13 protein-coding genes and 1 pseudogene are annotated in these 11,645 nt (G+C 69.6%); 6 read left to right on the plus strand and 8 right to left on the minus strand.

The features are described 5' to 3' along the window. On the minus strand, window positions 1–197 hold a 197-nt coding region (locus VGD44_RS19435), incomplete at its 3' end, for a hypothetical protein (protein WP_331090030.1). Window positions 198–335: 138 nt separating this feature from the next. On the opposite strand from VGD44_RS19435, the gene dapA reads away from it, so the two are divergent. The 4 genes and pseudogenes from dapA (at window position 336) to VGD44_RS19455 (ending at window position 3,284) form a co-directional block, all read left to right on the plus strand. Further along, a complete protein-coding gene (gene dapA, locus VGD44_RS19440; RefSeq protein ID WP_331090031.1) occupies window positions 336–1,220 on the plus strand; it encodes a 4-hydroxy-tetrahydrodipicolinate synthase in 885 nt (294 codons plus the stop codon). After that, a pseudogene (gene smpB, locus VGD44_RS19445) lies at window positions 1,220–1,679 on the plus strand (SsrA-binding protein SmpB); the annotation flags it as partial. The gene dapA and the pseudogene smpB, both read left to right, overlap by 1 nt. Then, window positions 1,675–2,409 (plus strand): GNAT family N-acetyltransferase, encoded by a 735-nt coding sequence (locus VGD44_RS19450; RefSeq protein ID WP_331090033.1) that lies wholly within the window; start codon window positions 1,675–1,677, stop codon window positions 2,407–2,409. The pseudogene smpB and the gene VGD44_RS19450, both read left to right, overlap by 5 nt. Continuing rightward, window positions 2,406–3,284 (plus strand): aminoglycoside phosphotransferase family protein, encoded by an 879-nt coding sequence (locus tag VGD44_RS19455; protein WP_331090034.1) that lies wholly within the window; start codon window positions 2,406–2,408, stop codon window positions 3,282–3,284. The genes VGD44_RS19450 and VGD44_RS19455 overlap by 4 nt, the downstream gene beginning before the upstream one ends. A gap of 36 nt (window positions 3,285–3,320) precedes the next feature. Here VGD44_RS19455 and VGD44_RS19460 read toward each other — a convergent pair whose 3' ends face one another. From VGD44_RS19460 to VGD44_RS19485, 6 genes are all read right to left on the minus strand, one after another. After that, complete coding sequence (locus VGD44_RS19460; RefSeq protein WP_331090035.1) at window positions 3,321–5,081, minus strand: N-acyl-D-amino-acid deacylase family protein; 1,761 nt, start codon at window positions 5,079–5,081, stop codon at window positions 3,321–3,323. A gap of 82 nt (window positions 5,082–5,163) precedes the next feature. Next, the gene (locus tag VGD44_RS19465) at window positions 5,164–6,558 is read right to left on the minus strand and encodes a M20/M25/M40 family metallo-hydrolase (RefSeq protein ID WP_331090036.1); all 1,395 of its coding nucleotides are present in this window, start codon (window positions 6,556–6,558) and stop codon (window positions 5,164–5,166) included. A 55-nt stretch (window positions 6,559–6,613) separates the two neighbouring features. After that, complete coding sequence (locus tag VGD44_RS19470; RefSeq protein WP_331090037.1) at window positions 6,614–7,642, minus strand: MBL fold metallo-hydrolase; 1,029 nt, start codon at window positions 7,640–7,642, stop codon at window positions 6,614–6,616. A 57-nt stretch (window positions 7,643–7,699) separates the two neighbouring features. Continuing rightward, a complete protein-coding gene (locus VGD44_RS19475; RefSeq protein ID WP_331090038.1) occupies window positions 7,700–8,125 on the minus strand; it encodes a GFA family protein in 426 nt (141 codons plus the stop codon). A gap of 45 nt (window positions 8,126–8,170) precedes the next feature. Further along, window positions 8,171–8,824 (minus strand): uracil-DNA glycosylase, encoded by a 654-nt coding sequence (locus VGD44_RS19480; protein WP_331090039.1) that lies wholly within the window; start codon window positions 8,822–8,824, stop codon window positions 8,171–8,173. After that, window positions 8,811–9,404 (minus strand): NYN domain-containing protein, encoded by a 594-nt coding sequence (locus tag VGD44_RS19485; RefSeq protein ID WP_331090040.1) that lies wholly within the window; start codon window positions 9,402–9,404, stop codon window positions 8,811–8,813. Before VGD44_RS19485 ends, VGD44_RS19480 begins: the two co-directional genes overlap by 14 nt. Before the next feature lie 37 nt (window positions 9,405–9,441). Between VGD44_RS19485 and folK the strand changes: the two genes are divergently transcribed. After that, window positions 9,442–9,921: a 2-amino-4-hydroxy-6-hydroxymethyldihydropteridine diphosphokinase gene (gene folK, locus VGD44_RS19490; protein ID WP_331090043.1), complete on the plus strand. Its 480-nt coding sequence runs from the start codon at window positions 9,442–9,444 to the stop codon at window positions 9,919–9,921. 88 nt (window positions 9,922–10,009) lie between these two features. Beyond that, window positions 10,010–10,426, plus strand: coding sequence for a YciI family protein (locus VGD44_RS19495; RefSeq protein ID WP_331090041.1), 417 nt, complete (start codon window positions 10,010–10,012; stop codon window positions 10,424–10,426). A 9-nt stretch (window positions 10,427–10,435) separates the two neighbouring features. Here VGD44_RS19495 and VGD44_RS19500 read toward each other — a convergent pair whose 3' ends face one another. Then, window positions 10,436–11,404 carry a sulfotransferase domain-containing protein gene (locus VGD44_RS19500; RefSeq protein WP_331090042.1) on the minus strand — a complete coding sequence of 323 codons (969 nt, stop codon included), beginning with the start codon at window positions 11,402–11,404 and terminating at the stop codon, window positions 10,436–10,438. Window positions 11,405–11,645: the final 241 nt, after the last annotated feature.

The raw sequence follows: 11,645 nt of genomic DNA on the forward strand, positions 1-11,645 counted from the left end.
AGGGCCTGATCGGTGGCGTTCAGCGGGCGAGACACCGTCTGGCGCACTGCGGCATAGGGTTGCGGCGCGGCCGGAAGCTGCGGTTGCGGATCGCCCAGCAGCGCGCCGATGGGGTCGGGAGTCTGGGCGTGCGCGACCGCCGTCGCGGCAAGCGCGGCGCAGCCGACGAGCAGGGCGTTACGAATTCTCAGGTCCAACTATCTCCCCCCGACTCGGGGATGCACGGAATCGACATTGCGGGCTAAGCCCGCGGCAACATATTGTCCGGCCAAATCTGAACGTCGCCTCACCAGGCGGCAACTTCACGGTCTTTTGCGCACCCTAACATAGCTGACATGTCCGAACCTCTCTTCCGCGGCGTCCTGCCGGCGCTCGTGACGCCTTTCCGCAATGGCGCGGTCGACGAGGACGCGTTCGTGTCCCTTGTCGAGCGCCAGATCGCTGGCGGCGTCCATGGCCTCGTCCCCGTCGGCACCACCGGCGAGACCGCCACCCTCTCCCACGAGGAGCACCGCCGAGTCGTGGAGCTCTGTGTCGCAACGGCGAAAGGCCGCGTCCCCGTGATCGCCGGCGCCGGCTCCAATTCTACGGCCGAGGCCATCGAATTGGTGCAGCACGCCAAGAAGGTCGGAGCCGATGGGGCCCTGGTGGTCACGCCCTACTACAACCGGCCCAGCCAGGAGGGGCTCTACGCCCACTACAAGGCGATCAACGACGCCGTGCAGTTGCCGGTGCTGGTCTACAACGTGCCGGCCCGCACCAGCGTGGACATCTCCAACGCCGTCCTGGCCCGCCTGTCCAAGCTGCCGAACATCGTGGGTATCAAGGACGCCACCGGCGACCTGGGCCGCGCCAGCCTGCAGCGCGTGGAATGCGGCGAGGACTGGGTGATGCTGTCGGGCAACGACGATTGCGGCCTGGGCTACGTGGCCCAGGGCGGGCACGGCTGCATCTCCGTCACCGCCAATGTCGCCCCCGAGCTCTGCGCCCAGCTCTACAACGACGCCCTGTCCGGCCAGTGGCAGGGCGCGCTCTACACCCAGGACCGGCTGATCCGGCTGCACAAGGCGCTGTTCGCCGACGCCTCGCCGTCGCCGGCCAAGTTCGCGATGGCCGAGCTCGGCCTCTGCACGGACGAGGTGCGGCTGCCGATCGTGCCGTGTTCCGAAGCCGCCCGCGCCGAGGTGCTCACCGGGATGCGGGAAGCGGGCCTGGTCTGATGGCCGGCAAGCTGATCGCGGAGAACCGGCGCGCCCGGTTCGACTACTTCCTCGAACAGACCTTCGAGGCGGGCATCGCCCTGACCGGGTCCGAGGTGAAGAGCCTGCGCAACGGCAAGGCCAACATCGCCGAGAGCTACGCGGCGGTGGAGAACAACGAGATCGTCCTGATCAACGCCGACATCCCGCCCTACGCCCAGGCCGGCCCGCACTTCAACCACGAGCCGCGCCGGCACCGGAAGCTGCTGCTCAAGCGCCGCGAGATCGAGAAGCTGATCGGCGCCGTCCAGCGGGAAGGGCGCACCCTGATCCCGACCCGGCTCTACTGGTCCGACAAGGGCCTGGCGAAGCTCGAGATCGCGCTGGCCAAGGGCAAGAACACCCGGGACAAGCGCGAGACCGTCGCCGAACGCGACTGGCAACGGGACAAGGCCCGACTGATGCGGGAGAAGGGGTGACCAGCCTCTCGCCTGCCGACATCGAGAGCCTCGAACGCGCGACGGTGGCCGCTGTCGCGCCGCCCGAGGTGCTGGAGATCGACGGCTGGCTGGTGGCCCTCGACGACGGCACGATCAGCCGCGCCAAGAGCGCCGTCCCGCTGCGCCACGACCTCGACGCCTCGGCGCTCTCGCAGGTGGAGGCGGCCTACCGCGACCGCGGCCTGCCACCGGCGTTCCGGATCGCCGAGGCCCAAGGGCTGAAGCCGCTCACCGCCGAGATCCTGCGCCGCGGCTATCACAGCGCCCAGACCACCGTCGTCATGACCGCGCCGGCGGAGAGCGTGGCGGCGCTCGCCGCGCCGTTCGCCGACCTGCTGGACCGCCCGGACGAGGCCTGGGGCCGGGTCTTCCTGGGCGAGGGCTTCGATCCTGCCGACGGCGCCCACCGCGTGAAGCGCCTCAGCGCGGCCCCTGACGCTCTCTACGGCGCCGCCCGCGAGGGCGGCCAGACCGTGGCGGTGGGCGTGGTCACGTTCGGTTTCGGCTGGGCGGGCATCCATGGCATGCGCACGTCGATCGATCGCCGTGGCGCCGGTCTCGCCAGCCGGCTCCTGGCCCTCTTCGGCGCCGCCGCGATGGCGCGCCAGGTCGACCGCATCTTCCTGCAGGTGGAAGAGAGCAACCCCGCCCAGAACCTCTACCGCCGCGCCGGCTTCGAAGAGGCCTGGCGGTATCGGTACTGGCGGTGAGCGAACCGCCGCGGATCGACGCCGACCTCGTCCGTCGCCTCGTCGCCGCGCAGTTCCCGCAGTGGGTCCACCTGCCGATCGAGCCCATCGCCGTACAAGGCTGGAACAACAAGGCCTTCCACCTCGGCCCAGACCTGCTGGTCCGCCTGCCGCGCGCCCAGCCGTACGTCGCTCAGGTGCAAAAGGAGCAGGCCTGGCTGCCGAGGCTCGCGGAGGGTCTCCCATTGCCCATCCCGGCGCCGGCAGGGCTCGGGCGGCCGAGCGATGTGTATCCCTGGGCATGGTCGATCTATCGCTGGATCGAGGGCGAGACCCTCGCCGCCGCGCCGCCCGCTGACATGGCTGCCCTGGCCCGCGATCTCGCCGCCTTCGAGACCACCCTCAACGGCCTGGATACGACCGGTGGTCCCGCGGCGGGCCCGCACAGCTTCTGGCGCGGTGGTCCGCTCTCGACCTACGACGCCCAGACCCGCGAGGCGATCGCCCGCCTCGACGGCCGCGCCGACGCCGGCGCCTGCACCGCGCTGTGGGACGAGGCCGTGGCCAGCGCCTGGACGCGTCCGCCGGTGTGGGTGCACGGCGACATCGCGGCCGGCAACCTGCTCCTGCGGGACGGCCGCCTGTCTGCGGTCATCGACTTCGGCTGCCTCAGCGTCGGCGACCCGGCCTGCGACCTCGCCATCGCCTGGACCGTGTTCACGGGCGAGGCGAGGGCGGCCTTCCGCGCCGCTCTGCCGCTCGATCGCGAAACGTGGGCGCGTGGCCGGGGCTGGACGCTCTGGAAGGCGCTGATCCTCGTCACCGGCGCCAGCCGCGGCCACCCGCGCGACGTCGCCAACGCCGGGCGAGTGCTCAGCGAAGTGCTGGCTGATTAGGGGCGCCTCCCCCGCGAAGTGGCGGGAGCGAAGGCGCTACTCCGCCGCCATCGGCAGGATCACTGCTTCGCGGCCGCCGCGGACAAGGCCGCCGGGCAAGGCGCCGGTGTGCTCTCCGTCCTGGAACGTCACCTGGCCCGACTTCACGGTGTAGCGGTAGCCCTCGGCCTTCTGCACCAGGCGGCGGCCGCCCGCCGGCAGGTCGTGGATCGCCTCGGGCCGGTGCAGGTTCAGCTTGGCGAAGTCGATGACGTTGAGGTCCGCCAAGAGGCCGGGCTTGAGCTGTCCGCGGTCGTTCAGCCCATAGGCCTTCGCCGTGTCGCTGGTCAGCTTGCGCACCAGGAACTCCAGCGGGAAGCGGTCGCCCTTCACCCGGTCGCGCGCCCAGTAACTCAGGATGAAGGTCGGCATGCCGGCGTCGGCGATCACCCCGCAGTGGGCGCCACCGTCCGAAAGACCAAACAAGACATTGGGATGCTGCATGTTCTTGCGGAAGAAGTCGAAGTTGTACGTCACGTAGCCGCCGAGCGGCTGGTAGAACAGCTCGCGCCCGCCGTCGCGCAGCAGCAAGTCGTACATCATCGCCAGCGGCGGTACGCCCGCGGCCTCGGCCAGGCCGGCCACGCTGCCCTCGCGGTCGGGCTCGTAGTTCGGCCGCTCGCCCAGCGGGAAGATCCGCCAGAGCAGGCTGCCGCCGAACGCCACGGCCAGGTCGCCGGCGACGCCTTCGCCCACGGCCGCGCGGATCAGCGGGCTGTCCTCGGACAAAAGCGCCGCGCGGATCTCCGGCGTCTTCATCGCAGCCAAGCGGTCCTCGAGCGACAGGTCGGCCAGCTTCGCCTTCCAGGTGGGGCTCGCCATGAACACGTGGAAGCTGGAGGTCAGGCCGTGGAGGATGCCCGTCGGCCGCCCGGCGATCTGCGGACGGATGTCCATCCCGTGGCTGCGCGCTGCCTCGGCGATGTTGTACATCTTGTCGCCTTCGTAGGCCGCGGCCGACGTGGCTACCAGTGTCACCGGCAGCGCCGTCTCCTGGGCAAAGCCCTTCACCCACATCCACTCGTCGTCGTCGCCCAAGTGGTCCGAGACCATCTCGAACACGCCGTGGCGCAGGCCCTTCATCGACATGCCCAGCGCCAGCATCTCGTCCGAGCCCGCGAAGGTGCCCGGCATGTGCACGCCCTTGAGGTCCTTGTGCAGCAGGGTCCGCGAGGTGGAGAAGCCCAGCGCGCCGGCCTCGACGCCTTCGCGCACGAGCTTCGCCATCTCGGCGATCTCCTCGGCGTTGGGCTCGTAGTCGGTGTTGCAGCGCTCGCCCAGGACATAGGCGCGCACCGAGGCATGGGGAACGTGGGTCCCCACGTCGATCGCGCGCGGCTTGGCCTCCAGCGCGTCGAGATATTCGGGGAAGGTCTCCCACTGCCAATCGATGCCCTCGTGCAGGGCCGACCCGGGGATGTCCTCCACGCCTTCCATCAGCTCGATCAGGAAGTCGTGCGCGTCCGGCCGCACGGGGGCGAAGCCCACGCCGCAGTTGCCCATGATCGCGGTGGTCACCCCGTGCCAGGACGAGGGCGCCATCACCGGGTCCCAGGTGGCCTGGCCGTCGTAGTGGGTGTGGATGTCGACCCAGCCGGGCGTCACGATCAGGCCAGCCGCGTCGATCTCGCGCTTCGCCGAGCCCTCGACCTTGCCCACGGCTACGATCCGGTCGCCGTCCACGGCCAGGTCGCCGACGAACGCCTCGCCGCCCGTCCCGTCCACGATCGTCCCGCCGCGGATGATCAGGTCGTGCATCGGATTCCTCCCGGATCACATGTTCTTTGACCCGGAGAATCCCACGGCGCCGTGGCGGAAGTGAAGGGAATTCAGCGGGCCGCTACCTCGCCAGGTCCTTCAGCAGCGACTCGTAGTGGAAGAGGTTGCCGTCCAGCGTCGCCAGCGGCGCCTTCTCGTTGAGGCCGTGGGCGAACGACTCGCCCGCCTCGCCGAACATGCCGGAGACGCCGTAGCTGGGGATGCCGACGGCGCGGAAGTGCATGCTGTCCGTCGCGCCCGACGCCTGCGACGGCGCCACCGGCAGGCCCGGATAACGGGCGTGCACCGCCTTCTTCACCGCCGCCATCAGGTCGGGGCGCAGCGGGGATGCCGGGCTGTCGACCGAACCGTCGTCGGCGACGCGGGTCACCGTGGCGGTGGGCTCGGCCAGCACCTTGGCGATCTCCTGGCGGACGGCCTCGGACGAGACGCCCGGGAAGATGCGGCAGTTCACCGTCGCCATGGCCCGTTGGGGCAGGGCGTTCGGCGCATGGCCGCCCTGGATCATGGTCGCCACGCACGTGGTGCGCAGGCTGGGATTGATGTTGAGGTCGGCCGCCAGCACCCTGACCGCCTCCTCGTCCCTGGGGTTCTCGGCGAAGCGCTTCGAAGCGCTGCCGATGGGCTCGGGCAGGTTCGGCGCCCGCGCGGCGGCCGAGGCTAGGGTGATTTCGTTCCACATTACCGGGAACTGATACGCGCCCAGCCGGTCCAGCGCCCGTGACAGACGGTAGATCGGGTTACTCGGCGTCGGTCGGCTGGAATGGCCGCCGGGGTCCGTCACGGTGATCGTATAGTCGGCGTAGGTCTTCTCGGCGCCCTGGACGCCGTAGCCCGTCGGCTTGCCGTCCTTCAGGCCGCCGCCGCCGCCGTCGATGTTCAGCACCATCTCGGCGCCCTTCAGCCGCCGCGCCAGCTCGGCGGTGGTGATCATCTTGGTCTCTTCGTCGCCGGACAGCGCCAGCACGACGTCGCGCCCGGGCTTCCAGCCGTCGCGGCGCAGCTTGGCCAGCAGCGCCACCATGGTGGAAACGTCGAACTTGTTGTCCGAGGCGCCGCGTCCGTAGACGTAGCCGTTCTCGACCACCGCGGTGAACGGGTCGCGGGTCCAGTCCTCGGGCTTGGCCTCGACCACGTCCATGTGGCCCGAGATCACGATCGGGGGCTTCTTCGGGTCTTTGCCCGGGTAGCGCGCGATCAGGAAGGCCGAGCCTCCGAACGGCTCGACGACGATCTCGTCGGCCTTGAAGCCGCCGGCCATCAGTTCGCCCTTCAGGTACTCGGCGTAGGGCACGAACTGGTCGCTCCCCATGACCGTCCGGAAGCCGATGCTCTTCTTCAGGATCTCCAGGGCCTTGTCGTGCAGGACCGGATCGACCTTCGGTGGGGCGGCGAGCGCCGAGGAGGAGGCGAGGAGGGCGGCGGCGAGGCCGCACGCGAGAGTCGAAATGCGCAAACTCGGGAATCCGTTTTCTGGGGACTGGCGACCGTTATCCGCCGGCCGCGGCGCGTCAATTCTCGACGGGATAGCCTGCGTCCCGCCAGGCCTTCATGCCGCCGTCCAGGGCGACGGCGCGGCTGTAGCCCAGCTCGCGCAGCGTCGCCGCCGCCAGCGTGGAGATCTTGCCGAACTCGCAGTAGGTCAGGATCCGCGCCGTGGGGTCGGGCAGCTCGGTGTTGACCCGAAGCTCCAGCTGGCCGCGCGGCAGGTGCTTGGCCCCCGGCACGCGGCCGGCCTCGAAGGCGTCCTTCTCGCGGATGTCCAGCACGACCAGATCGCGCGAGTTGCCGCCGATCCGGTCCTTCAGCTCCTCCAGCGACATGAACGGCGTCTTGGCCGCGGCCTCGCTGAGGAGCTGCGCCACCGTCTTGCCGCCGCTCATGTTGGTGCGCAGCGCCTCGGTCAGGTGCGTGGGCGCCGAGAGGTCGAGCGCCTCCATCATCGCCACGAAGTCGGCCCGGTCGGTCTTCTGCAGCCGCGGGTTCTCGGCCTTCTCGGCGCCGATCGTAGAGTGGCTGCGGCCCTTGTAGTCGTGCGCCGGATAGACCTTGGTCTCGGGCGGCAGGCGCAGCAGCACCTCGAACAGGCTCTCGTACAGCTGATGCGGGTCTCCGGTGGGCAGGTCGGTCCGTCCGGTCCCCCCGATCAGCAGCGTGTCGCCAGTGAACACCCGGTCGTCCAGCAGCAGGCTCATCGAGTCCCGCGTATGCCCGGGCGTGTGCAGCGCCTTCAGCTTCAGTCCGCCGGCGATCAGCGTGTCGCCATCGTCCAGGCGCATGTCGGCGTAGGGCGCCGGCGCCAGCCGGTGCATCACCACTGGCGCGCCGAACGCGCGCCCAAGCTCGCGGCTGGCCGAGAAGTGGTCGGCGTGGGTGTGGGTGTCGATCACGTACTTCAGCGCCAGCCCGTGCCGCGTCAGCAGTCCGCGGTAGAGGTCGATGCGGGAAAGCTCAGGGTCGATCACCACCGCCGCCTGGGTGGCCTCGCAGCCGATCAGGTAGGACTGGCAGCCCCCGGTCGCGACCTGCTCGAAGATCATGGTCTGGCCCCTTGCACCCCGGGCACGTTCGCGCCGGGCGCAGGACGAGGCAAGGGCTCAGCCGCCGTAGGTCCCTTCCATCCGCTTCACGCCGTCGTCCGGCAGCATGTGCCAGGCGGGCAGGGCGGCGGTGTTCTGGTGCAGCACAGGCCGCACGCCGGGATCGTCGTCCAGCGCCGAGGCGGCGATCGGGAACACCTCGTGGTCCTCCGACGGCTCGCCCAGCGGCGAGCCACAGGTCCCGCAGAAGGCCCGCACGTGCTTGAACGGCGCCGCCGGCGTGTAGCGGCGGATGTGCTCGGCGCCGCTCAACAGACGGAAGTCGCCGCGGCGCACCATCAGCACCGCGGCCGAGAGGCCCGCCTGCTTGCGGCAACGCGAGCAGTGGCAGTAGCTGAGGCTCATCGGCTTGCCCGTGAGTTCGAAGCGGACGGCGCCGCAGAGGCAGCTGCCGCGGACGGGTGTGAAGGGCGCCGGGTCCATGGCCGCAATCATACCGTCGCCCTGCTGCCAATCGTGGCAGCTACGCTACCCGTCGATCAGAGCCCGCGCCCGCCGGAACACCGCCTCGAACATCTCGCCCGTCAGCCGGCCCGTGTTCGTGTTGAGCCGCGAGCAGTGGTAGCTGTTGAGCACCGTATAGGGCCCCGCTGGGAACTCGGCCCCGTGCCCCGCGATCCCCGCCGACGCTTTCAGCCCCAGCGCCCGCAGCACGTTGCGCCGCGAGACGTCGCCCAGGGTCACGATCACCTTCAGCCGCGGCAGCGCCGCAAGCCGCGCGGTCAGGAACGGCCGGCAGTTGGCCTCCTCCGACGTCTCGGGCTTGTTGCCCGGCGGCGCGCAGCGCACGGCGTTGGTGATCATGCAGTCGACCAGCGTCAGCCCGTCGTCCGGCCGGGCCTCATAGGTCCCCCGCGCGAAGCCGGTCTTCAGCAGCGTCTCGTAGAGCATCCAGCCCGCGCCGTCGCCGGTGAACGGCCGCCCGGTCCGGTTCGCGCCCATCCGCCCGGGCGCCAGCCCCACGACGACCAGCCGCGCGTCCGGATCGCCGAAAGACGCCACCGCGCCATTGAAGCCGCCGGGCACCGAGAGCTTGTTGGCCTCGCGGTAGGCCACGAGCCTCGGGCACAGCGGGCAGTCGGCAGGCGCCTCCGGGGCCGCCGGAACCTCAGTCCTCGGCATCGTCGCGTTCGACGTGGTGGCCGCGGTTTTCGGAGATGAACTTGGGCAGTCGCGCCGGCCGCCCGATCATGTCGGCCAGGTCGGCCAGGTCCACGAAGTTGTCGGCCTGCCGGCGCAGGTCGTCCGACACCATCGGCGGCTGGCTCTTCACGGTGGAGACCACGGTCACCCGGCAGCCCCGCCGCTGCACGGCTTCCACCAGCTTGCGGAAGTCGCCGTCGCCCGAGAACAGCACCATGTGGTCGGTGCTCTCGGCCATCTCCATCATGTCGACGGCGATCTCGACGTCCATGTCGCCCCGGAAGCGCTTGCGCCCCGAGCCGTCCACGTACTCGCGCGCCGACTTCGTCACGAGGCGGTAGCCGTTGTAGTCCAGCCAGTCGACCAGGGGCCGGATCGGCGAGTACTCCTCGTTCTCCACCAGCGCCGTGTAGTAGTAGGCGCGGATCAGCACCGAGCGCTTCTTGAACTCCTCGAGCAGCTTCCGGTAGTCGATGTCGAAGCCGAGGTTCTTGGCGGCGGAGTAGAGGTTGGCCCCGTCGATGAACAGGGCGAGCTTATCGGTGGGGTAGAAGGTCATATCGACAAAAATCCTGCAGCCTGACCGGGCGGTCGTCATTGCGCTCGGGAGCAACCTGGCGGGCGGCTACGGCTCGTCCGAGGCGTTGCTGGAAGAGGCTCTGGCGCGCTTCCCGGCGGTCGGCTTGAAAATCCTCAATAGGTCGTCCTGGTGGCGCTCGGCCGCCTGGCCCGATCCGAATGCTCCTCCGTACCGCAACGGCGTCGCGCTTGTCGAGGCGAACGCCGGGCCGGAAGAGGTTCTTACGGCCCTGCTCAGGCTGGAGGCGGACATGGGCCGCGAACGCGCAGCGAAGAACGCGCCGCGGACCCTCGACCTCGACCTGATCGCTCACGGCCGCGAGGTCCGTGACACGCCGGGGCTGGTGCTGCCGCATCCCCGCGCCCACGAGCGGCTGTTCGTCATGGGCCCGCTGGCCGAGATCGCGCCGGACTGGCGACATCCCGTCTCGGGCCGCACCGCCCGCGAACTGGCCGCCGGGGCGACGATCGGTATCGACGCGAAACCGGCGGAATAGTCGGTCTAAGAATGTCGGCGCCTGCGTCGACCGGCCGTCCTGGGGCAGGGACGGCGTCATTTCGACCGCCGCCGACTGGAGGACTTCCATGCGCTTCATGATCATCCGCAAGGGCGACGCCGAGACCGAGGCCGCCGTCGCGCCGACCCGCGAGCTTGCCGAGGCGATGATGCGCTACCACGAGGAGATGGGCCGCGACCTGAAGATTCTGGGCGGCGACGGCCTGAAACCCACCTCGGCCGGCGCCAAGGTCAAGTTCCGGAAGGGCAAGCCGCTGGTCGTCGATGGCCCCTTCACCGAAACCAAGGAAATCGTCGCCGGCTACACCGTCGTGGAAGCGGACTCGCTCGCGCACGTGCTCGAGTGGGCTAGGCGCTGGCCGCAGATCGACGGCCACGGCGAGGTCGAACTGGAGATCCGCCAGCTCTACGAGCTCGAGGACTTCGGCGACGCCTTCTCGCCCGAGCTGCTAGAGGTGGCGGACCGAGTGCTCAACCGGACCTGACCCGGAGGCTCAGTCGGGCAGCGCCGCCGGGTCGCCCGCGGCGTGGCGCCCGCCCTCGATCCACGCCCGGGCCGCTGGAGTGAACTTCGTTTGCGCCAACCGGTCGAAGCGCGCGAGGTCCTCGGGCGTCAGCACGTCCTTCCAGCGCCCGTTGGTCCCCTTGTTCAGGAAGCGGTCGTGGCCGCGGTCGAACATCACCCCGACCGTGGGCAGGAGGTCGGCGCCCTGGGCCTTCATGTTGTCGAACCGCGCCGCCTCGGCGATCTCCGACAGCTTCCCTGGCCGGGTGTCGATCTCCAGGAAGGCCGAGATGCGCGCGATCTCGCCCGCCAGGTCGGCCTTCAGGTCATTGTAGTGCACGAGCAGCAGGTTCGGCCGCCGCCGCTCGCGCCAGTAGGTCATCTCATATTCGAAGAACGGCAGGTCGGCGTCGGGCCCATCCCGCTCACCCGCCTCGGCCTCCCCTATCCAGTTCAGATAGAACTCGCGCGGATCCTCCGGCGTCGGCGGCGGCATGGGTGGCTCCGCGCCAGGCGGTAGCAGGGTACGCGCCGCCTCGCCGATGCGCATCTTGGCCTCGTCGGTGAAGCCCAGCTGGTGGTTGTGGAACGAGAAGCAGGCGTCGCGGCCGTCCCGCGCCACGTGGATGTACTTCACGCCGTCGTAGACGGGCAGGGAGTCGAACGGCAGGTGCGACTTGATCGATCGCCGGTGGGACTGGCCCTCCAGGTTGGCAAGGTCGTCCTCAACTGCATTGAAGAACGTCGCGTCCAGCCACGGATAGGTTTCCATGATCGGCCGGGCCGCGGTGGACTGGTGGATCAGCATGTCCACGATCCGCTGCGTCCAGGTGGTGCCGCACTTCGGATAGGTGGCCACCACGATGTCGCCGGGCCTGGGCTGGAAGCCGTCCCAGCGGTGGCTGTCCATGATGACGGTACGGTAGTCGCGGGTCGGCGCACGCAGCAGTTCGGACATCGTCCTGTTCCCCCATCGTCCCCGCCACAGTTCTAGGCCCGGACCACAATCTCGAGCGAGCGAGTGGGATATCGGTGTTCTGGTGTTCCCGCGCGCTGTCCTGCGACCTATGCGGCGTTGCACAAAAACGGCCGAACCTCTATCTTGCGCGGTTCTACCTCCCCGCCCTTGAGAGATTTCATGGCTCGCGTCACCGTCGAAGACTGCATCGAGAAGGTCCCGAACCGCTTTTCGCTGGTTC

This window comes from Phenylobacterium sp. (assembly GCF_036402295.1).
GTDB lineage: Bacteria > Pseudomonadota > Alphaproteobacteria > Caulobacterales > Caulobacteraceae > Phenylobacterium.